This window comes from Ornithinimicrobium faecis, assembly GCF_023923225.1.
Taxonomy (GTDB): Bacteria; Actinomycetota; Actinomycetes; order Actinomycetales; family Dermatophilaceae; genus Ornithinicoccus; species Ornithinicoccus faecis.
Genome location: NZ_CP099489.1, coordinates 831,137 through 851,358 on the forward strand (window position 1 = coordinate 831,137; position 20,222 = coordinate 851,358).

A 20,222-nucleotide genomic window follows, 5' to 3' on the forward strand; every position below is an offset into this window, starting at 1 on the left:
GTGCGCCACGCATCGGTGCGCGCACAGGAAAACCCAAGGTTGCGGCATACGATGCCTGCCCTGATGCACCGTCTCCCCAAGCTGACCTCCGCTCCCGTGCTGGGCGGAGCCTTCGTCGTGGTGACGGTGCTGGCGGCCACCGGGCCACTGCGCGGCTTGGACCATGACCTGCAGGCCTACTGGTCGCGCCGCTACACCCCGAACTGGCACGACTTCCTCGACGCCGTGCCCAACGCCGTCGCGGGCCAGGCGGTCTGTCTGCCGGTGCTGGCAGCTGTGGCGATCTGGTTGGCGCTGCGGCACCGCACCTGGCACCCGGTGCTCATCGCGCTCGCCGCCGAGGCCGCCTTCTATGCGGGGATCGGTGGGCTGAAGGTGCTGCTGGCCCGCTCCTCACCCGCGGTCGGTGATGGATCGTTCTTCTCCGGTGGGTTCTTCGTGCACGGCAGCTATGGCATCGCCTATCCCTCGGGGCATGCGGCCGAGGCGGTGCTCATCTACGGCGCCGCGGCCTATCTGCTGCGCACCTACGCCCACCCCGACAGCAGGATGCGGACCCGGACCTTCTGGGTCGTGCTGCTGATCGCGGCCGGCGCGGTTGCTGTCTCGTTCTATCTCGGCTTCCACTGGCCCACTGACCTGGTCGGTGGCCTCCTCGCCGGCGGGCTGCTGCTCCGCCTGCTGGTGAACACCGACCGGGCGCTCACCGCTCGTGCTCAGCGACGCAGAGGTCAGACGGGGTTGAGCGTGCCCAGGTCCTCGGCATCGACGATCCGATAGGCATAGCCCTGCTCCGCCAGGAAGCGCTGCCGGTGGGCGGCGAACTCGGCGTCGACGGTGTCTCGGGCCACCACGGTGTAGAAGTGCGCGGTGCGACCATCGCCCTTCGGTCGCAGCACCCGGCCGAGCCTCTGGGCCTCCTCCTGCCGGGAGCCGAAGGTGCCGGAGACCTGGATCGCGACCGAGGCCTCGGGCAGGTCGATGGAAAAGTTGGCGACCTTGCTGACCACCAGCAGGCTGATCTCACCGGTCCGGAAGGCAGCAAACAGCTTCTGTCGCTCGGCGACCGTGGTCTCCCCGGTGATCAGCGGCGCGTCCAGCCGCTCGGACAGCGTGTGCAGCTGGTCGAGATACTGCCCGATGACCAGCGTCTGCTGGCCCCGGTGCCGCTCGACCAGCTCGTCGACCACCTTGTCCTTGGCCGGCGCGCAGGAGGCGAACCGATAACGCTCGTCGGGCTCCGCCACGGCATACGCCATCCGCATCGAGTCCGACAGGGTGACCCGCACCTCGACACAGTCGGCCGGGGCGATGTAACCCTGCGCCTCGATGTCCTTCCACGGGGCGTCATAGCGCTTGGGCCCGATGAGGGTGAACACCTCGGACTCCCGGCCGTCCTCGCGCACCAGCGTCGCGGTCAGCCCCAGTCGGCGCCGGGCCTGCAGGTCGGCGGTCATCCGGAAGATCGGGGCGGGCAGCAGGTGCACCTCGTCATAGACGATCAGGCCCCAGTCGCGGGCGTCCAGCAGGTCCAGGTGCCGATAGACGCCCTGCCGCTTGGTGGTCATCACCTGGTAGGTCGCGATCGTGACCGGGCGGATCTCCTTGCGGGTGCCGCTGTATTCGCCGATCTCGTCCTCGGTCAGAGAGGTGCGGGCGAGCAGCTCGTCGCGCCACTGGCGGGCCGACACGGTGTTGGTGACCAGGATCAGGGTGGTGGTGCCTGACCTGGCCATCGCGCCGGCGCCCACCAGGGTCTTGCCTGCGCCACAGGGCAGCACGACGACCCCTGACCCGCCGTCCCAGAAACCATCGACCGCCTGCTGCTGGTAGGGCCGCAGCGACCAGTCCTCCAGCAGCAGGTCGATGGGGTGCTTCTCGCCGTCGACATAGCCCGCCAGGTCCTCGGCGGGCCAGCCGACCTTGATCAGCTCCTGCTTGAGGTGGCCCCGCTCGGAGGAGTGCACCACGACGGTGTCGGGGTCGACGCGCTCGCCGATCAGCGGCTTGATCTTCTTGTGCCGCAGGATCTCCTCGAGCACCGCGCGGTCGGTCGTGCGCAGCAGCAGTCGGCCGGGGTCGGTGGAGTCGTCCTTCTCCAGCGTCAGCCGGCCATAGCGGTCCATCGTCTCGGCGATGTCCAGCAGCAGCGAGTTGGGCACCGGATAGCGGCTGTGCGTGACCAGGGCGTCGACGACCTGCTCGGCGTCGTGCCCGGCCGCCCGAGCGTTCCACAGCCCCAGCGGGGTGACGCGATAGGTGTGCACGTGCTCCGGCGCCCGCTCGAGCTCGGCGAAGGGCGCGACGGCACGTCGCGCCTCCTCGGCCTGGTCGTGGTCGACCTCGAGCAGCAGGGTCTTGTCGGACTGGACAATCAGTGGGCCATTCATCGTGAGGGCAACGGTATGCCGAGGGGTCGGCATTCCCGGCACCGCGTCCTTGTGGGTGGGTCTGGTTCTGCGTCGGGTGGGCCTGGCTCTGCGAGGATGCCCGGGTGCAGCCAGCCCGCAGACGCCAGGAGCGAGCCCTGGTGGCGGTCGGCACACTGCTGGTCGTGGCGTTTGCGGTGTGGCGGGCCGCCACGGGGGCGGACCTGGCCGACGGCACGCACGTGGTGGCGCTGGCGATGCGGATGGCCCAAGGCGATGCCCCACTGTCCGACGAGCTGAACCTGCAGGCCCTGGGTTCCCTGCCAGCGGTGCCGTTCACGTGGCTGTGGCTGCAGGTGGTCGGCGTCGACGGGATCGTCCTGGCCTCGCGGCTGTTCTATGTGCTGTTCGCGCTCGCTGTGGGGTGGCTCGCCTATCGCGGCCTGCGCACCGGAGCGCCGCCGGTGCTGGCCTTCCTCGCCGTGACCCTGATGCTGCTGGCCACGCCCTACTCCCTGCTCATCACCAGCTACAACACCGGGCCGGTCCTCGGGCTGGGGCTGGCCACGTGCGCCGCCTTCGCCGCGCTGCAGCGGGGGAGCGGACGGTGGGCGGCCCTCGCCGGTGCCGCGCTCGCGTTCTCCGTCCTGTCCCACCCGGCGACGCTGCCGCCCGCCGCCCTGCTCGCGATCATTCTCCTGGTGTTGGCGGGGCGGGGACAGGTGGTGCGCGGGCTGCTCACCGGCGGGCTGGGGGTCTCGCTGCTGGTCGTCCTGGCGGTCCTGGCCGGCCCGGGCTTCGGGACACTGGCGGACACCGTGACCTTCACGGCCGACTATCAAGCCGGCCGGATCTCCCCCTGGGAGCGGTTACTCCGGTCGGTGGGGATGCACGCCGAGGGGCTGCTGGCCTGGCGCAACATCCCGGCCCTGCTCCTGGGCGTGGTGGCCACGGTCCCTCGCGTGCCGCTGCGCTGGCGAGTGGTCTCGGCCGCCGCCGCCCCGGTCGCGCTCGGCCTGGCACTGATCTGGGCCGCCCGGCAGACGGCCCCAGATGAGCTGCTCCTCGGCCCGGTCGCCTCGGCATACCTCGTGCTGGTCGCGATGCTGCTGGCTCCCGCCCTGGTCCTGCTGGTCCGCGACTCCGGTGACCGGCGGCTGCGGCAACTGCTCGTGCTGACCGGGCCCCCTGCGCTGCTCGGGCTGGTGTCGTTGTCCATGACGTCCTCCGCCAGCGCCAAGTGGGGTGTCGCGGCAGCTCCCGTGCAGCCGTTCGTGGGCGTCGCGGTGCTGGCCACGCTGCTGCTCCTGGCCCGGCACCGCAGTCAGCTCCTCGCGGTCGTGGCCGCGGGCGCTGTCCTGGTGTCCCTGTGTGGGGTGCACACGCTGCGGGTGTTCTGGGACTCCTCGCCCGATCGACTCGACGCGCGCGTGTCGGGTGGGCCGCTCGCCGGTCTGCTGACGCGCGAGAGCATCGTGGACGAGGACTGCCGGATGAGGGCAGCCGTCGAGGGCTGGGTGGATCCCGGCGACAGCGTGTTCTTCTGGGGTGCTCCCGCGGGCTATGCCTACTCAACGGCGCGGATGGACACGCCGCTGCTGTGGTTGGCTGACTTCGGCGCGGCCAAGGCCGTCGGCGTGGAGTGGATGGCCGAGCACGATCGGTGGCCGGACGTCGTCTTCGTGCATGCCGGTCTCCTCGAGGCGTCCGGTGGCTGGGCGGAGGTCGTTGCGCGCGACCCGATCCTGGCTGCTTTCGATCGGGACTACGGGCCGCCCACGCAGGTGCCGAGCTATCTGGTGCTGCGCCAGGACGGCACGACCCGCCCCGCCGACGCGATCGGTGCCTGCGGCTGACCCGTCAGCGGCCGACCGTCACCTGCTGGCCCACTCGTCGGCCAGCAGTCCGTAGACGATCCCGTCGTGCCAGGTGCCGTCCCGGTGCAAGGTGTCCCGCAGGTGGTGCCCCTCGCGGCGCATCCCGACCCGTTCCATGAGTCGCCAGGAGCCCTCGTTGTCGGCGAAACAACTGGCCTCGATGCGGCGCACGCCGAGCTCGAAGGTGATGGTGATGAGCTCGGACACCGCCTCGGTCGCAAAGCCTCGCCCTTGAGCCTGCGGTGCGAGCGCCCACCCGATCTCGGCCTGGGCGTCCTTGGCCTGCTCGGCTGCCTCGGCCTGGGACCACGCGTCGTGGACTCGCAGCATCAGGTCGCCGACGAGCCGCCCCTCGTGCTCGACGACCAGCACCACCTCCAGGTGCTCGATCATGTGACGGGTGAAGGAGTCCCGGTCCGTGGGCAGGCGGGTGAGCCAATGCCCGACCTCCGGCAGGCTGCGATAGCCATAGATCGCCGCGACGTCCTCCGGTGTGGCCGGCCGCAGGGCCAGTCGTGCCGTGGACCGTGGCCAGCTCAGGTCACTCAACGGTCGGGTCATCCCGTCGACGCTAGCCAGCGGGCACGCGTTCTGCGAACCCTTTCCTGCGATAAGCCGGTCGCGATCTTGTGCGCGCGGAGGCACGATGAGGAACATGCCGGTCGCCGGGCAGCCCCCAGCCACGCTCGTGCTCCTCGAGGGCCCGAGCGACGTTGCCGCGGTGACCACCCTGCTGGCCGCGCAGGAAGGGGCAGGGGAGCGCTCCGCATACGAGCTGGTCGATCTGGGCGGGGTGACGAACGTCGGGGCGCACCTGCGGCGAGCGGCGCATGCCGACCCGTCCCCTCGCGTCGTCGGACTGTGCGACGCGGGGGAGGCCAGGGTGGTGCTGCGGGCGCTGCAACGCGTCGGGCGCGCCATCGCCGCGCCGCAGGAGTTGAGCGAGGAGGCGTTCTTTGTCTGTGACCGCGACCTGGAGGACGAGCTGATCCGTGCCCTGGGCCCGCAGCGGTGTCTGGAGGTGCTCGAGGAGCAGCGGCTGAGTGGCCGCTTCGCCGCGTTCAGTCGGCAGCCGGCGTGGGCCGGTCGTCCGCTCACCGCGCGCCTGCACCGGTTCTGCGGGGTCGCCTCCGGGCGCAAGATCCTGCTGGCCGGGGCGATGGCCGCTGCCCTGACGCCGGACCAGGTCCCGCCACCGCTGGCCGGCCTGCTCGAGAGCCTGCAGGAGGCCGACGCCCGCGCCTGGCAAGGCGACGCCCGCGCCTGAGATGATGACGCCATGACGACCAGGACGTTGCCGATGACCGAGCCAGCCTCCGGATTCCCGGAGCAGGTCACGATCTATGAGGTCGGCCCCCGAGACGGCCTGCAGAACGAGAAGTCCGTGGTGCCGGTCGAGGTCAAGGCCGAGTTCGTGCGGCGGCTGGTCGCGGCCGGTCTGCAGACCGTCGAGCTGACCTCCTTTGTCCCGGCGAAGTGGGTGCCGCAGCTCGGGGACGCCGAGGAGCTGCTCGACCTGCTCGGGCCCCTTGCCCTCGGGCAGCAGCGGCCCGTCCTGGTGCCCAACGAGCGCGGGTTGGACCGGGCGTTGGAGCGGGGCGTCAAGGCCGTCGCGGTCTTCGGCAGCGCCACCGAGACCTTCGCCCGCAAGAACCTGAACCGCACGGTCGGGGAGTCGCTGGAGATGTTCGCGCCCGTCGTGCGCCGAGCCCTGGACTCCGGGGCGTGGGTGCGCGGCTATGTCTCGATGTGCTTCGGCGACCCGTGGGAGGGCCCGGTCCCGATCAGCCAGGTCGTGGACGTCTGCTCCCGCCTGATGGACCTGGGCTGCGACCAGCTCTCCCTCGGCGACACGATCGGGGTCGGCACGACCGGCCACGTCGCCCGCCTGCTGGACGCTCTCGACGACGCCGGGATCGGCGTCGACCAGATCGGTGTCCACTTCCACGACACCTATGGCCAGGCGCTGGCCAACACCGTGACCGCCCTCTCCCACGGCGTGGGCGTCGTCGACGCGAGCACCGGCGGGCTCGGCGGCTGCCCCTATGCCAAGTCGGCCACCGGCAACCTGGCGACCGAGGACCTGGTCTGGACCCTGGAGGGCCTGGGCATCGAGCACGGCACGGACCTCGACGCGCTCGTCGAGACCAGCGTCTGGATGGCCGAGCAGCTCGGTCGCCCGTCCCCCTCGCGGGTGGTCAAGGCGCTCTCCGGCAGCTGAGCCCGCTCAGGAGGGGCTCAGGGCTGACTCAAGGGCCGGCTGGCTCAGGACTCTGGGCTGGCTCAGGACTCTGGGTCCAGGCGCTCCTGCTCGGCGGAGTCCGGGTCATAGTCGAAGTCGCCCTCGCCCTGCGCCGACTCCGCCACGGACTCCACGCCCTCGGTGCTGGCCGAGTCAGGTGCGACGCCCTCGACGTCACCGAACTCCCCGCCGGTCTCGATCAGCAGGCCCTCGTCCGTGTCGTCCTCGAAGCCCGGGATGGAGGTGGTCAGGTCCACCTCGGGTGCCGGGGCCGCGGACGCCTCGCCATCGGCGGTCGACTTGGTGTCGCCGATGTCGTCCTTCTTGTTGTTGGTGTTGAACAGGCCGCCTGCGATGCTCACGGTGTCTCGTCTCGTCGTCCGGTCGGTGTGCCTCGACGTTAACCCGCCGCGACTCCGCGGGGCCAGTGCTCAGCGTGAGCGGTGCACGATCAGCCGGTCGGGCCCAGCCGGTCCAGGAGGCCAGCTCGCACCGCCGGCCACTCGTCGACCAGGATCGAGAAGACGGCCGAGTCCCGCCAGCTGCCGTCGGCACGGGGCACATCGCGCCGGGTCGTGCCCTCACGGATCGCGCCCAGCTTGCGGATCGCCGCCTGGGAGCGCTCGTTGATCACATCGGTCTGGATCTTGACCCGCCCGAACCCACACGTCTCGAAGGCGTGGGTCAGCAACAGCAGCTTGGCCTCCGGGTTGACGGCCGTGCCCCACCAGCGCGAGCCATAGAACGTCCAGCCCAGGTGCACGTGCTCGCGCGCCAGGTCGACGTCGCCCAACGAGCTGGTCCCGACGGTGGTCCCGGCTTCCCCCAGATCGCTGTCGCCCACCAGGCGGATCGTGAAGGCCGTGCGCCCGGTCCCGTCCGCAGCTCGGGCCGCGACGGCTGTCTCCACCAGGTGGCGGGTCTCCTCCAGCTCGGTGTGGGGCCGGCTCATCGCAAAGCCCTGCTCGTATGCCGAGGGGTCGGCGTAGACCGCGTGGAGCCCCTCTGCGTCGGTCGGGACGGTCGGGTCCAGCCGGACAGTCCGACCGACCAGGGACTCGCCCGTTGGTGGGATGGTGTTCACGGATCGGTAGCCTACGGAAAACACCACACGACACCAGGGGAGCCTTGCCGATGAAGTCCGGAGTCCGCCGAGAGTTCATGAACCCGGACGTCCGTCCGCAGGACGACCTGTTCGAGCACGTCAACGGCGGCTGGCTCGCCAGCACGCAGATCCCCGCGGACAAGGGCCGCTATGGCGCCTTCGACATCCTGCGGGAAAACGCGGAGGCCGACGTCCGCGCGCTCATCGAGGAGAGCGCGGCAGCCTCGAGCGAGGCGGAGCCGGGCAGCGCCGAGCGCAAGGTCGGGGACCTCTATGCCTCGTTCATGGACACCGAGCGGATCGCGCAGCTCGGCGCCACCCCGCTCGTGGAGGATCTGCGCTCGATCGCCGCGGTGAGCGACCCGTCGGCGATCGTCCAGGAGTCCGCGCGGCTGCAGCGCGGCGGCGTCGACGCGCTGGTCTATCTGTTCGTGACCGCCGATGCCGGCAACCCCGACGAATACATCGCCTACCTGCAGCAGGGCGGCATCGGCCTGCCGGACGAGGCCTACTACACCGACGACGAGCACGCCGACGCGCGAACGGCCTATGTGGCCTACCTCGGGACGCTCCTGGACCTCGCCGCTCCCGCCCTCGCGGAGGCCGGGCTCGACCTGGGCGCGGACGCCGCACAGCGCGTCTTCGACCTGGAGACCCGGATCGCGGCGGCGCACTGGGACCGGGTCGCGGCGCGCGACGCCGTGAAGTCCTACACCCGTTGGTCGCACGCCGAGCTCACTGAGGCCACTCCCGGGTGGGACTGGAGGGCGTATGCCGAGGGGCTCGGTCTCCCCGCCGGGGCCCTGGACCACGTGGTCGCCCGACAGTCCGACTTCCTGTCCGCCGCCGCGGAGGCGCTGCGCGAGGTGTCGACTGCTGACTGGCGGGCCTGGCTGACGGTGCGCCTGCTCGACAGCAGCGCGAGCTATCTGAGCGACGACTTCGTCGAGGCGTCCTTCGACTTCCACGGCCGCACGCTGACCGGCACCCCGGAGAACAAGGAGCGCTGGCGCCGCGGGGTCGCCCTGGTCGAGCAGCTGATCGGCGAGGAGGTCGGCAAGATCTATGTCGAGCGGCACTACCCGCCGGAGGCCGGTGAGCGCATGGCCGGACTGATCGACAACCTGCTCGCCGCGTTCCGCGTCCGGATCTCCGAGCTGGAGTGGATGGGGGAGGAGACACGGCTCAAGGCCCTGGACAAGCTGGCTGCTTTCCGGCCCAAGATCGGGCACCCCTCACGCTGGCGGGACTACTCGACCTACAGCGTCGAGGCCGGTGATCTGCTGGGCAACGTGCGTCGCGGCAACGCCGCGGACGTCGACCACGAGGTCGCGCGGATCGGTGGGCCGATCGACCGCGAGGAGTGGATGATGACCCCGCAGACGGTCAACGCCTACTACCACCCGATGCTCAACGAGGTCGTCTTCCCGGCCGCGATCCTGCAGCCCCCGTTCTTCGACGTGGACGCCGACGACGCCGTCAACTACGGCGGCATCGGCGCGGTCATCGCGCACGAGGTCGGGCACGGCTTCGACGACCAGGGCTCGCGCTATGCCGGTGACGGCTCGCTGACCGACTGGTGGACCGAGGCGGACCGCGCCGCCTTCGACGAGCGCGCCCAGCAGCTGATCGCGCAGTTCGACGACCTGGAGACCCGCAACGCTCCCGGCACAAAGGTCAATGGCGACCTGACCGTCGGCGAGAACATCGGTGACTTGTGCGGTTTGGCGGTGTCGCTGCACGCCTACCGGCTGGCCACCGGCGAGGCCGCTCCGGAGATCGACGGTTGGACCGGTGACCAGCGCTTCTTCCTCGGATATGCCGCGGTCTGGCAGGGCAAGGCCCGCCCTGAGGAGGCCAAGCGGCTGCTGGCCATCGACCCGCACGCCCCGTCGGACCTGCGGGCCAACCTGGCGCGCAACGCCGATGCGTTCCACGAGGCGTTCGGCGTGACCGAGGGCGACGGCATGTGGCTGACGCCGCAGGACCGTGTCCGGATCTTCTGAGGGCCGACGGTGAACGGCTCGACCGCACTGGCCTGCGTCCTGGTCGACGAGCTCGTCCGGTGCGGGGTGCGCGAGGTCGTGCTCGCCCCCGGCTCCCGCTCGGCACCACTGGCGTATGCCGTGCAGTCGGCCGAGCGAGCCGGTCACCTGCGGCTGCACGTGCGGGTGGACGAGCGGTCCGCCGGGTTCCTGGCGCTCGGCCTGGCCAGGGTCAGCCGGAGCCCCGCCGTGGTGATCACGACCTCGGGGACCGCCGTGGCCAATCTGCACCCCGCCGTGCTGGAGGCGCACCACGCAGACGTGCCACTGATCGTCCTGAGCGCCGACCGGCCCGACGAGCTGCGCGGCACCGGCGCCAACCAGACGACGGTGCAGCCGGGGATCTTCGCCGGGGCGGTGCGGTGGGAGCACGACCTGGCGGCCCCCGGTCCAGCGGGATCGCGCGCACCTGCCGGGTCCTATGCGGGCGTTCACCCCGCCTGGCGCACTCTCGTCGACCGTGGGTGGGCTGCCGCCACGGGCGCCCTCTCGGGGAGTCCGGGACCGGTGCACCTCAATGTCGCCTTCCGCGACCCGCTCGCACCGGATCTCCCGGTGTCGCACGAGTTGCCCGATGAGCTCGCGGGGCGCGGGGACGGCGCCGCGTGGACGATCGTCCCGCACTATGCTCTGCCCCGTATCTCGGACCACGTGCCCCGTATCTCGGGGCAGTCAATAGTCTCGGCCAAGCCCGCCCCCACCCTCTTCGTCCTCGGCGACCTGCCTGACCCGGCGCTGGCGGAGCAGGCGCTGGCCGTGGCCGTCGCGCAGGACTGGCCGGTGATCGCCGAGCCGTTCGGCGCTGGCGATCGCAGCACGGTGCTGCCGCACGGCTCCCTGCTGCTCACCGCAACCGACTGGCTCGACGTGCACGCCCCGGAGCGGGTGCTCGTCGTCGGGCGGTGCACGCTCAACCGTGAGACCGCTGCCCTGTTGCGCCGCAAGGAGGTCCGGGTCGAGGCGGTCACCCCGACCGGAGCCTGGCCCGACCCCTCGCACATCGTCGAGCAGGTCCACCCCTGGTCCGCGCTGGGCGAGGGTGCGCTCGCCGGTCAGGACACGGGGTGGGTGCAGACGTGGCGGCGGGCTGGCGGCGCAGTGGCCGCGGGCGTGGCACCCGTCCTGGCCGAGGCCTGGCCCTCCGGCCCGGCGGTCGCGCAGACCCTGCTCGAGACCGTGACTGACGACGGCATCCTGGTGCTCGGCTCGTCCAACGCGGCCCGCGACGTCGACCGGGCCGGCCTGGCCGGCCGGTCCCTGCTGGTCACCGGCAGCCGTGGCCTGGCCGGGATCGACGGCACCAACGCCACGGCCATCGGGGTCGCCCTGGCGTCACCGGACCGCCAGGTCACAGCCCTGGTCGGTGACCTGACCTTCCTGCACGACATCAACGGCCTGCTGATCGGCCCCGGCGAGCCGCGCCCGGACCTGACGATCGTGGTCATCAACGACGACGGGGGCGGCATCTTCAGCACACTGGAGTATGGCGCGCCCGAGCGCGCCGGTGACTTCGACCGGGTCTTCGGCACCCCGACCGGAGCCGACCTGCAGGGGCTCGCGTCGGCATACGGCGTGGCGGTTGCGCGGGTCGAGACACCCGGTGCCCTGCGGGAGGCCCTGACCCACCGCCCCACGGGCATGCGCGTGCTCGAGGTGCGGGTGTCCCGTGACCAGCACCGTGACCTGCAGACGCAGCTGGCGGAGACAGCCGCAGCTGCTCTCCGCTGAGTCTGGGGGTTGCCTACTCGGCGAGGGTGTAGATCGTCGGGCGGGGGCACAGTTCCTCGAGCTCGATCACAGCCCCGCCGACGAGGGGTTGGCTCAGCGGGTCCCACGGCGGGGTCACCACAGACTCGGGCGGGCGCTGCATCTCGGCGAGGTAGGTCTCCAGGGAGGGCGGCGGCACCGTCTCATAGCCCTGGTCCTCGATGCACCGTGCCTGCGCCAGTTTCGCCTCATAGAGCCGGACGAGTTCATCCTCGGTGCGCGGGGCTATCGGGGGCAGTGGGTGCTGCTCGCGACAGGCTTCGAGATCGGCGAAGAACCTCTGGTCGCCCTCGTCTCCGGGCATCGGAGCGATCCCGGTCTCGCCACCCTCCTCGGTGACCGTGTAGCCCAGCTCCGCCATGCACGTGTGCAGTTGGTCCTGTGCGGAGAGGACCTGCTCATACTCTGCCTGGCGGTCGACACCGGAGCTGGTCGCCTCGTCGCGCTCTGCGGTGCCCTCCGTCCCGGCGCACCCGCTCAGCACGAGGGCGGCCAGGGCGAGGCTGCTCACCGCGCGGATCGCTGCCATAGACCGTGGAGACTACCCGCGATGGGTGAGGGGTGCCGAGCTGGGCCGCGGCCGCGTGGGGGAGCCCGACCACCGGAACATCCGGCTATCCCGAGTCGCGTCGCGTTGCCCGAGACGTCGCGTTGCCCGAGAACTGGAGTCAGTCGGCGGCAGCGACGCCGGAGATCCGGTGCAGCAGGAAGGTCCGGGGGGCGTCCTGGTCGGCCACCGTCCCGCGCACCCGCCCCTGCTCCACAACCGTGGGTCGCAGCAGCAGGCGCTGGATGCCACCGACCTCGTCGGCGTAGCCGATCCAGACCGGCAGTCGCTCGGCGGCGGCCTCGCGCAGCAGCGAGGAGGTGACCACAGGATCGGTCGGGGCCGGCAGGCCGTTGCCGCCGGCGGGGCGGTTGGACTCTCCGCTGATCATGGTGGCCACAATGCGGGCGGCCGTCTCGGAGTCGACGGTGCTGACTCGCGTTGGGGCCACCGGGCGCCGTGCCGCGCGGTGATCCTGCAGGGACACGAGGGTCAGCCCGCCGTCCTCGCCCTCGGGGACCGGGCCGTACTGCCCCTCGCGGAGCACGTCGAGCACGGTGCCGGCGGGGACCGGGCTGACCAGCACGGTCGGGGCGATCCGGCGCAGCTGGAGCATGCCGAGAGTGCGGTCGGCCAGCACCCGGTCGAGCAGTGCGGCGTCGTCCGAGCGCACATAGGACCCGACCGATCCGACGCGGGCGACACCGTGGCGGCGCGCGACGTCACGGACCAGGTACTCAAGCGGCTGGGGCACCCCGGTCCGGCTCACTGCCGAGACCTCGCTGAGCACCCGGTCGGCGGACCAGCCCAGGTCGAGGGCGCGCCGGATGCCGCTCTCGGTGATCCGGTGCACGGTGGCGCCACCACGGGACTCGACCTCACCGAGCAGACGCATCACCGAGCGGGCGGGGCCGTCGAGCCGGCCGGGGGCGACGGCTGTCAGGTCGGCCTGGACCAGGACGTGCTCGACCGCCTCGGGGATGTGGCGGTCCATCCGCTGACCGGCAGCGGTCACCTTGCCGGTGAGCAGGTCGAGTGCTGCCGTGGCCAGGGCGCCACGACCGGTGAGACCCGCCCAGTCCGCCTCCCGCAGCACCGTGTCGATGCCGGGATCCGCGGAGCGACTCATGCGGATCGGGTGACGCCACCGCAGCAGGTCGGCGAGGAAGTCGGTCGACGGAGCGGAGCCAGTGGGCAGGGTGGCCAGTGCGGCCAGGACGTCGTGTCGGCGCTGGCGGCCGAAGGGCCAGGAGGTCTGGGTGCTGAGGGCGTTGACCTTGCCGGTGCCGTCGGGAGAGCCGACGAGGGAGGGACCGGCAGCCATGCCGTGCCAGGCGGACGCCAGGCTGGCCCACCGCGCGCCGGCGCCACGCTCGGCCCAGTCGTCGGACTCACCGGTCGGCATCCACGACGGGTCAGCTGACTCGTCGGCGGCGATCAGCCCCGCCGCGTGCAGCACCTCCACCAACCAGGCAACCTCGGTCGGGCTCGCCTCCAGGAGGGTCGAGACCCGGGACAGGTCGCGCACTGCGAGCCCTCCGGTGCGCAGCACCCGGGGCGGACGTGAGCCCCACTCGTCGAGCAGTTCGGCGGCCTGCTCGAGCAGCTGGGCCGCTCGGCCGCCGGCTGTCGCGTCGACCAGGTCGGCGTCGAGCACCGGGTCGGTCGTCGTCGGTGCCGCGAGCTCGGTCGCTCGGTGCACACGACCGTCGCGCAGCCGCAGGGCGACCTGGCGGGGGAGCAGCACGTGACTCTCGTCGGTGCGTCGCAGCAGACGGTGAGCCAGCAGGTGTTCGCCGGCCTCGCGCATCGCGGTGTCCCCGCTGCCGCCGGCCGGGAGCACCCCGATCGGCGGGCCCCAGGTCAGCGCATCCAGGATGGCCCGCCCGCGACGGTCCACGCCCGCGAGCGCCTCGGTGAGTTCGACGCCGGTGGGTGCGTCCTCGGTCTCCGGCCCCAGGCCGGCCGGGGCCCCGATGACCTCCTGGACGGTTCGGGCCGCGCGATAGCCCTCGGGGCTGCGCCAGCACAGGGCGAGGGCGCACAACCGGTCGGCCAGCTCGGCGACGCGTGGTGATCGCTTGGGCTCCCCGAGCGCAGCGGCGATGTCAGCGACCTGAGCAGCACCGAGGACACAGACGACCTCGAGGGTCTGCAGGTGGGCCAGATCGAGCCCGTCGAGGGCACGCTGCACGCTGGCGCGCGTCGTCGCGCGGGCCGCGAGCGTGGTCAGGTCGGCCGGGGTCGGACGAGCCAGGTCGGGACGCTCCACGAGCAGCGCGACAAGGTCCTCGGGGGAGCGTCCGCGCAGGTCGTCGGCGAGGCTCCGGGCACGGATGGGCACCCGACCACGTTAGCCGTGCCGGCCTCCGGTGGCGGTGTTGGCCGTTGAAATGCGTGCCAGGGCGCTCATGTGGACGGCCGGAGTGCGCAGTCGGGCGCGCTCACGAGGAGTGCGGGCACAGCGGCGCGGCAGCAGGTGCCACCTCAGAAGCGGGACGAACTGCCCGCGCCGCTGAAGCTGCCGCCGGAGCTGTAGCCCGAGGTGGAGCCGCTCGAGGACGCGGCCTGCCGCGAGCTCTGCACCTCCTGGGTGCCGTTGGAGTAGCCGGTGGCGAACGAGTTGATGGTGATCCAGGTCCACGTGTGGTCGGTGGTGCTCAGGATGGTCGGCTCGCGCTTGACCCGCTCACGGTGCATGGCGCTCTCCATCATCTCGCGCTCGTCCTCGTCATCTCCGACCTGACGGGCCACATCGCCTGCCAGCGAGTCGAGGTGTCCGCTCAGCCCGTCCCGCAGCTCGCGCACCGCGTCCAGCGCGTCGTCGGGGGAGACCTCCCCGCTCTCGAGCCCGCCCCGCAGTCGGTCCAGCTCAGCGAGACCGGCGGAGGCGAACTCCCGCAGTGGCTGCGACGCCGCCAGCCCACGCACCTCCTCGTCCAGGGTCGAGGACAGCAGCGGCTCGACGCCCTCCAGGTCGGCACGGAGGGTGGCGACCTGCCGCTCCCAGGCCTGCGGCCAGGCCCGGTCCAGGTTGAGCAGGGCGGCGCTGTCGGCGATGACGTCGTCCAGGGTGTCGAGCGACTCGGCGGTCTCGCGATACGTCGTCATCGTGGAGACGGTGTCAGCACTGTCGTAGGCACTCTCGGGGATGCCCTTGGCCTCGTTCCCCAGCTCGGTCAGTTCCCGGAACTGCGCGGTGTACTCCTCATACCGTCCCAGCATCGCGCCGCCGTAGCGGGACTGCTCGGGGATCAGGTTGGCGTGGATCTGCGTCTCGTCATAGTCACGGACCACGTTGGCCATCGCCCGGTCCCCCACCGCACGCGCCTCCCGGCTCTTGTCGCGCCGGTTCAGGCCGGCCCAGAGATAGCCACCCGCGCCGAGGAGGGTCACAAAGGACGCGCCGGCGCCCACACCGATCCCCACACCAGAGCGTGCGACCGGCTGGTTCATCTGCCCGGCGGCGTCCTCGATGCCGGCGATCATGCCCTCGGTCCACCGGCCTGCGCGGAAGTCATCCTTGGTGGCCTCCTGGATGTTGTCCTGGTCGCCCTGGGAGACCTTGCGGTTCTCCCCGAAGTAGGTGCCGACCAGTCGGCCCTCCGGGTCCACCGCCATGATGAACAGGTCGTCGGCCCACTTCTGCTCGTTGTCGCTGAGCCAGTCGGGGCGGCTGTCCTGGGCAAACGCCAGGACCGCGTCGTTGAGCGCGTAGTCGTCGGTGAGCGCCTCGGACCCGCCGCGGTGGGTGAAGACCGCGACGGTGGTGGGCTCGTAGAACTGCAGGTCCTCCACCGCGGCCTCCACGTCAGGCGCATAGATGACCTGTGCAGTGTCCTCGATCTGCAACTCTGTCGCCGGGTTGCCGGGCGCCTGGCTCGCAAACAGCGCGATGCTGGTCCCGACGACCCCGACGCTGGCGGCGCCCCCGATCAGGGCGCGTTGACGGATCGACATGGCACGTTCTCCTCACTGTCCCGGTCCCCCCGGGGCACCTGTCCGACGGTGCTCCGCCCGGACCGGTTCCAATCTAACGGCCGACAGCGTGGGTCGTGCGCCGCGTCAGAAGCCGATCGCGGCGATCGGTTCGACATCGCCGCGCATGGCGCGCGACAGCTCGGCAACAGTCCCGGTATGCCGCTCGCTCACCACGCCTGCGACCGCCTGGGCGGCGAGGGGTCGGGACCCGAGGAAGGCGGCCCCGAGGGCGGCCACCGGGAGTCGAAGGTCCGGTTCGTCGTCGGTGGGCAGGCAGCGTCCCACCCCGTCCTCGCCGACAGTCAGCCGCCAGCGCCGCTCGTTCCACGGGCAGATCGGGTCCACGACATCCAGCACGACGTCCACGGGGGCGGCATAGCCGCGGGCGGTCAGGGCCGCGTCCACGTCCACCAGGCGCACCCACAACGAGTCATGGGCGCGCAACCCGACCTGGCGCGGTCCACCGGCCCACCAGAGCAGCGGGTCGTCGGTGCCTCGGCCATACAGGCTGACGGTGGACGTCAGGTCGAAGTCGACCAGGCGCCGCGCCAGGGCCAGGAGCGAGGCCGGGTCGCTGGCCCCGATCTCCCGCACCAGCACCTTGCCGCTGGGCAGCCCGTCATCGCCCCAGCTGGCCGTCCGACGGAACAGCGCATAACCGGTCGGCTCACCGTCACGCACGGCGAACATCGCCTGCAACGGCTCCTTGCTGCCGCGGGCGCTGGGGTGGTCGCGGAACCAGACCCTGGCCATCGAGTCGTTGCGGGTGACCGCACCGAGGGTGTGGCCGGCGGCTGACACGTGGGCGCGCTGGATGGCTTCCATCGCCTCCGGCGTGCCAGCGGGCACGAAGTGGGTGCTGACCTGCTCGGCGGCCCGGTCCAGCTCGTCGCCGGCCGAGAGGTCCGTGCCGCGAGCGATGGTGAGGGTGACGTCGAGGGAGGCGGCGCCATAGCCGAACCTGCCATAGATGGCAGGCTCCGCGGCCTGGAGGCCGGCGACGACCTCGCCCTGCTCGTGGGCCGTGTGCAGGTGGTCGGTCATCATCTGACGCAGGATGCCGCGCCGTCTGGTGTCGGGGTGCACACCGACCCAGGTGAGCCCGTTCATCGGCAGACGCGTCAGGGCGCCGCGCGGTCCGGGAGCGGTGACCGCCATGGGCCAGGACGCGAAGAACCCGGCCAGGGGCGGCGCAGCGTCGGCGGCAGCCCCCAGCCGCGGTGTGGGGGAGATGATCTCGGCGCCACGGGTGCGCTCGAAGTCGAGCTCGGCCAGGTTGTCCTCGGTGCTGACCCCCTGGGCGATCTCGAACCAGACCAGGTGCTCCAGAGCCATGATGCGCTCGGCGTCACCGGGACCGAGGTCGACCAACCGGGTGGTCGGTGCGGGGCGATCGTCAGCAACCGGTGTCGTCGGCTCAGGGCTCTCGTGATTCACTCGGCCAGTCTCCCGCTCGCATCGGGGGCGGGACCACTGGTTTTCACGGGAGGCGGGCACGGTGCAGAGCAGCAGCGAGCGTCGCCCCACGGCCGGGCAGACGGGGTCGGCTGGCGCCGTGGCGCTGGTCTTTGCCGCCTCGGGCTTTGTCATGGCGCAGACCCTGGCGCGGGTGCCCGCCCTGCGGGACCACGTCGGGGCCACCGAGGCGGAGCTCGGGCTCGCCCTCGTCGGTGGTGGCATCGGCTCCCTGCTGGCCATGCCGCACACGGCCCGACTGATCGACCGGTTCGGCAACCGGCGGGTCACCGCGGTGGCGATCGTGCTCGGCAGCCTGGGCTGGGGCAGCGTCGGCTTCGCCCCCAACGTCTGGGTGCTCGCCGGACTGCTGGTGCTGGCCGGTGCCCCCGTCGGCGTCTGGGACGTGTCGATGAACATCCAGGGCAACCGGGTCGAGCAGCTGCGCTCGCGGACCCTGATGCCTTATCTGCATGCCGCCTTCTCGGCGGGTGCGGTCGTCGGCGCCAGCGTGGGGGCAGTCGCGGCCTGGCAGGGCATCGGGTTGCTGCAGGTCCCGGTGGGCGGCGTCGTGGGACTCATCGTGGGCCTGATCGCGGTCCGGCACTTCATCCCCGCCGACCCGCTGCCGGAGGAGACCTTGCGCGATGCCACCCCCCGCGACACCTCACAATCAGCTGCCAATGCCGCCCCTCGCGGCACCTCACAACCAGCTGCCAGCGCCACCCCTCGCGGCACCCGCGGCATCACCCGCACCGAGTTGCTCATCGGCGTGGTGTGCCTGGCGGCTGCGCTCGCTGAGGGCGCCGCCAACGACTGGCTGGCCCTGTTGCTCGTGGACGCCCACGACGCCCCGGCCGGCTTCGGGGCGCTGGCGTTCACGGCGTTCAACGTCACCATGCTCATCGGTCGGTTACTCGGTGGCCCGGCGACGGCTCGCTGGGGCCGCGCCAACCTGGCGCGAGCGGGTGGGGTGCTCGCCGGTGCCGGGATCCTGCTGATCACCCTGGTGCCCTCGCTGGAGGTGGCGCTGGTCGCTGCCCTCATGTGGGGACTGGGCGTCTCCACGGTCTTCCCCGCTGCGATCTCGGCCGCGGGTGAGATCCCGGGCCGCGGCAACAAGGCGATCGGGATGGTCAGCACGATTGCCTACGGCGCGTTCCTGTTCGGTGCTCCCACCATCGGCGTGCTGGCAGGAGCCTTCGGGCTGGACCGCGCGCTCTGGCTCGTGGTCGCCTTCCTGGTCCTGTTGGTGGTGCTCGCCGGCAACCTCGGCCGCACGAGTCACCCCAGTCCCACGCGCCGGCCCACCTGACCAACAGCGCCACCCGACCAACTGCCCCACCTGACCAACTGCATGGATCCTTCCCGCGACACGCCGCTCGGAGCGTGAAGGATCCATGCAGTTGGCACCGGTGCGGGGCGGGAGAGCCCGCGGGGGCGTGAAGGATCCATGCAGTTGGCACCGGTGCGGGGCGGGAGAGCCCGCGGGGGCGTGAAGGATCCATGCAGTTGGCACCGGTGGCAGGGGAAGAGCCGGTGGCGGGGGAAGAGCCGGTGTGGGGAAGGGCTGCTGGTGCGACGGGGCCGGTCAGTGACTCACAGGTCGGCGGCCTTGGCGCGCAGCACCTCTGCCTCCCGCTCGTTGCTCGCCAGGCCGGCGGCAGTCACCAGCTCGGAGCGGGCCTCCTCGGTGCGTCCAAGCTGCGCGAGCAACTCGCCGCGGACGCTCGGCAACAGGTGCGAGCCGCGCAGCGTTCCAGCGGACGAGAGTTGGTCGACGATCCGCAGGGCGGACGCCGGACCGGTGGCCATGGACACCGCGACCGCCCGGTTGAGCTCGACGACCGGGCTCGGGGCGATCCGGCCGAGGGCCTCATAGAGCAGCACGATCCGCTCCCAGTCGGTCTCCGCAACGCTCCGGGCGACCGCGTGACACTCGGCGAGGGCAGCCTGCAGGGCATAACTTCCGCGACCCCGCCCCACCTGATCGGCGCGGGCCAGCGCCGCCTGGCCGCGGCGGATCTGCGCTCGGTCCCAGCGGGATCGGTCCTGGTCGGCGAGCAGCACCGGGCTGCCGTCGGCGGCCACCCGCGCCGCGAACCGGGACGCCTGGAACTCCATCAGCGCCACCAGCCCGTGCACCTCCGACTCCCGCGGCAGCAACCGGGCCAGCACGCGGCCGAGTCGCAGGGCCTCGTTGGCCAGGTCGGGCCGGATCCACCGCTGCCCGGAGGTCGCCGCATACCCCTCGGTGAAGACCGCATAGACCACGCCGAGCACCCCGCCCAGCCGGTCCTGCCACTCGGTCTGTTCCGGAGCCTCGAAGGGCACCCGCGACGCGGCCAGTGTCTTCTTGGCGCGAGTGATCCGGGCCTGCACCGTGGGGACCGGGACCAGCATGATGCGGGCGATCTCCTCGCTGGTCAGGCCGCCGACCACGCGCAGCGTGAGACAGACCTGCGTCTCGCGGGACAGGACGGGGTGGCAGGCCGTGAAGACCAGCCGCAGCACGTCGTCCTCGATCGGCTGCCACTCGTCCTCGGCCGCCTCGGTCAGGTCGTGCGCCATCGTGCGATAACGCTCCTGCAACCGTTCCTGTCGGCGCCAGGTGTCGATGGCCCGCCGCTTGGCCACCGCCGTCAGCCAGGCACCCGCATTGCGCGGGACACCGGCCTCCGGCCACTGGGTCAGGGCGTCCGCGACGGCCTCCTGGGCGAGGTCCTCGGCGAGCCCGAGGTCGCCGGTCATCCGGGCCAGGGTGGCCACCACCTGGGCTCCCTCGATGCGCCAGACGGCGTCGACGGTGCCCCTGATGTCACTCATCGGTCCGT

The 20,222-nt window shown here is 71.7% G+C and carries 16 protein-coding genes; 7 read left to right on the forward strand and 9 right to left on the reverse strand.

Features of this window, described 5'->3' with window-relative positions:
- Nucleotides 1–63 precede the first annotated feature (63 nt).
- Nucleotides 64–780, forward strand: a complete 717-nt coding sequence (locus NF556_RS03825) for a phosphatase PAP2 family protein (protein WP_252594185.1) — start codon at nucleotides 64–66, stop codon at nucleotides 778–780.
- Here NF556_RS03825 and NF556_RS03830 read toward each other — a convergent pair.
- The gene (locus NF556_RS03830) at nucleotides 732–2,390 is read right to left on the reverse strand and encodes a DNA repair helicase XPB (protein ID WP_252594186.1); all 1,659 of its coding nucleotides are present in this window, start codon (nucleotides 2,388–2,390) and stop codon (nucleotides 732–734) included. The two genes, NF556_RS03825 and NF556_RS03830, sit on opposite strands and share 49 nt — an antisense overlap.
- 104 nt (nucleotides 2,391–2,494) lie before the next feature.
- On the opposite strand from NF556_RS03830, the gene NF556_RS03835 reads away from it, so the two are divergent.
- Nucleotides 2,495–4,225 carry a hypothetical protein gene (locus NF556_RS03835; protein ID WP_252594187.1) on the forward strand — a complete coding sequence of 577 codons (1,731 nt, stop codon included), beginning with the start codon at nucleotides 2,495–2,497 and terminating at the stop codon, nucleotides 4,223–4,225.
- An 18-nt stretch (nucleotides 4,226–4,243) separates the two neighbouring features.
- On the opposite strand, the gene NF556_RS03840 is transcribed toward NF556_RS03835, so the two are convergent.
- Nucleotides 4,244–4,807, reverse strand: a complete 564-nt coding sequence (locus tag NF556_RS03840) for a GNAT family N-acetyltransferase (protein ID WP_252594188.1) — start codon at nucleotides 4,805–4,807, stop codon at nucleotides 4,244–4,246.
- A gap of 85 nt (nucleotides 4,808–4,892) precedes the next feature.
- Here NF556_RS03840 and NF556_RS03845 point away from each other — a divergent pair, with 85 nt between their 5' ends.
- Both NF556_RS03845 and NF556_RS03850 read left to right on the forward strand, forming a co-directional pair.
- Entirely contained in the window at nucleotides 4,893–5,513 is a 621-nt protein-coding gene (locus tag NF556_RS03845; RefSeq protein ID WP_252594189.1) for a hypothetical protein, read from the forward strand.
- A gap of 12 nt (nucleotides 5,514–5,525) precedes the next feature.
- Nucleotides 5,526–6,467: a hydroxymethylglutaryl-CoA lyase gene (locus tag NF556_RS03850; RefSeq protein ID WP_252594190.1), complete on the forward strand. Its 942-nt coding sequence runs from the start codon at nucleotides 5,526–5,528 to the stop codon at nucleotides 6,465–6,467.
- Nucleotides 6,468–6,529: 62 nt separating this feature from the next.
- On the opposite strand, the gene NF556_RS03855 is transcribed toward NF556_RS03850, so the two are convergent.
- Together NF556_RS03855 and NF556_RS03860 are read right to left on the reverse strand one after the other, a co-directional pair.
- Nucleotides 6,530–6,850 carry a hypothetical protein gene (locus tag NF556_RS03855; protein WP_252594191.1) on the reverse strand — a complete coding sequence of 107 codons (321 nt, stop codon included), beginning with the start codon at nucleotides 6,848–6,850 and terminating at the stop codon, nucleotides 6,530–6,532.
- A gap of 89 nt (nucleotides 6,851–6,939) precedes the next feature.
- Nucleotides 6,940–7,572: a GNAT family N-acetyltransferase gene (locus NF556_RS03860; protein ID WP_252594192.1), complete on the reverse strand. Its 633-nt coding sequence runs from the start codon at nucleotides 7,570–7,572 to the stop codon at nucleotides 6,940–6,942.
- A gap of 50 nt (nucleotides 7,573–7,622) precedes the next feature.
- Here NF556_RS03860 and NF556_RS03865 point away from each other — a divergent pair, with 50 nt between their 5' ends.
- The gene (locus NF556_RS03865) at nucleotides 7,623–9,599 is read left to right on the forward strand and encodes a M13 family metallopeptidase (RefSeq protein WP_252594193.1); all 1,977 of its coding nucleotides are present in this window, start codon (nucleotides 7,623–7,625) and stop codon (nucleotides 9,597–9,599) included.
- A 9-nt stretch (nucleotides 9,600–9,608) separates the two neighbouring features.
- Nucleotides 9,609–11,366: a 2-succinyl-5-enolpyruvyl-6-hydroxy-3-cyclohexene-1-carboxylic-acid synthase gene (gene menD, locus NF556_RS03870; RefSeq protein WP_252594194.1), complete on the forward strand. Its 1,758-nt coding sequence runs from the start codon at nucleotides 9,609–9,611 to the stop codon at nucleotides 11,364–11,366.
- Nucleotides 11,367–11,379: 13 nt separating this feature from the next.
- On the opposite strand, the gene NF556_RS03875 is transcribed toward menD, so the two are convergent.
- The 4 genes from NF556_RS03875 to NF556_RS03890 all read right to left on the reverse strand — a co-directional run bounded on the left by NF556_RS03875 (nucleotide 11,380) and on the right by NF556_RS03890 (nucleotide 17,370).
- A complete protein-coding gene (locus tag NF556_RS03875) occupies nucleotides 11,380–11,934 on the reverse strand; it encodes a hypothetical protein (RefSeq protein WP_252594195.1) in 555 nt (184 codons plus the stop codon).
- Nucleotides 11,935–12,073: 139 nt separating this feature from the next.
- Complete coding sequence (locus NF556_RS03880; protein WP_252594196.1) at nucleotides 12,074–14,296, reverse strand: helicase-associated domain-containing protein; 2,223 nt, start codon at nucleotides 14,294–14,296, stop codon at nucleotides 12,074–12,076.
- A 143-nt stretch (nucleotides 14,297–14,439) separates the two neighbouring features.
- Nucleotides 14,440–15,912: a DUF5129 domain-containing protein gene (locus tag NF556_RS03885; RefSeq protein WP_252594197.1), complete on the reverse strand. Its 1,473-nt coding sequence runs from the start codon at nucleotides 15,910–15,912 to the stop codon at nucleotides 14,440–14,442.
- 105 nt (nucleotides 15,913–16,017) lie between these two features.
- Nucleotides 16,018–17,370: a GNAT family N-acetyltransferase gene (locus NF556_RS03890; RefSeq protein WP_252594198.1), complete on the reverse strand. Its 1,353-nt coding sequence runs from the start codon at nucleotides 17,368–17,370 to the stop codon at nucleotides 16,018–16,020.
- A gap of 61 nt (nucleotides 17,371–17,431) precedes the next feature.
- Between NF556_RS03890 and NF556_RS03895 the strand changes: the two genes are divergently transcribed.
- Nucleotides 17,432–18,703 (forward strand): MFS transporter, encoded by a 1,272-nt coding sequence (locus tag NF556_RS03895; protein ID WP_252594199.1) that lies wholly within the window; start codon nucleotides 17,432–17,434, stop codon nucleotides 18,701–18,703.
- Nucleotides 18,704–18,987: 284 nt separating this feature from the next.
- On the opposite strand, the gene NF556_RS03900 is transcribed toward NF556_RS03895, so the two are convergent.
- On the reverse strand, nucleotides 18,988–20,214 hold the full coding sequence (locus NF556_RS03900) for an RNA polymerase sigma factor (protein WP_252594200.1): 1,227 nt from the start codon (nucleotides 20,212–20,214) through the stop codon (nucleotides 18,988–18,990).
- Nucleotides 20,215–20,222 lie beyond the last annotated feature (8 nt).

What these genes read in the sequence shown, in the direction of transcription:
- NF556_RS03850 (WP_252594190.1), top strand. Translation starts at nt 5,526, where the DNA reads ATGACGACCAGGACGTTGCCGATGACCGAGCCAGCCTCCGGATTCCCG.
- NF556_RS03885 (WP_252594197.1), bottom strand. Translation starts at nt 15,912, where the DNA reads ATGTCGATCCGTCAACGCGCCCTGATCGGGGGCGCCGCCAGCGTCGGG.
- NF556_RS03875 (WP_252594195.1), bottom strand. Translation starts at nt 11,934, where the DNA reads ATGGCAGCGATCCGCGCGGTGAGCAGCCTCGCCCTGGCCGCCCTCGTG.
- NF556_RS03845 (WP_252594189.1), top strand. Translation starts at nt 4,893, where the DNA reads ATGAGGAACATGCCGGTCGCCGGGCAGCCCCCAGCCACGCTCGTGCTC.
- NF556_RS03865 (WP_252594193.1), top strand. Translation starts at nt 7,623, where the DNA reads ATGAAGTCCGGAGTCCGCCGAGAGTTCATGAACCCGGACGTCCGTCCG.
- NF556_RS03900 (WP_252594200.1), bottom strand. Translation starts at nt 20,214, where the DNA reads ATGAGTGACATCAGGGGCACCGTCGACGCCGTCTGGCGCATCGAGGGA.
- NF556_RS03830 (WP_252594186.1), bottom strand. Translation starts at nt 2,390, where the DNA reads ATGAATGGCCCACTGATTGTCCAGTCCGACAAGACCCTGCTGCTCGAG.
- NF556_RS03825 (WP_252594185.1), top strand. Translation starts at nt 64, where the DNA reads ATGCACCGTCTCCCCAAGCTGACCTCCGCTCCCGTGCTGGGCGGAGCC.
- NF556_RS03840 (WP_252594188.1), bottom strand. Translation starts at nt 4,807, where the DNA reads ATGACCCGACCGTTGAGTGACCTGAGCTGGCCACGGTCCACGGCACGA.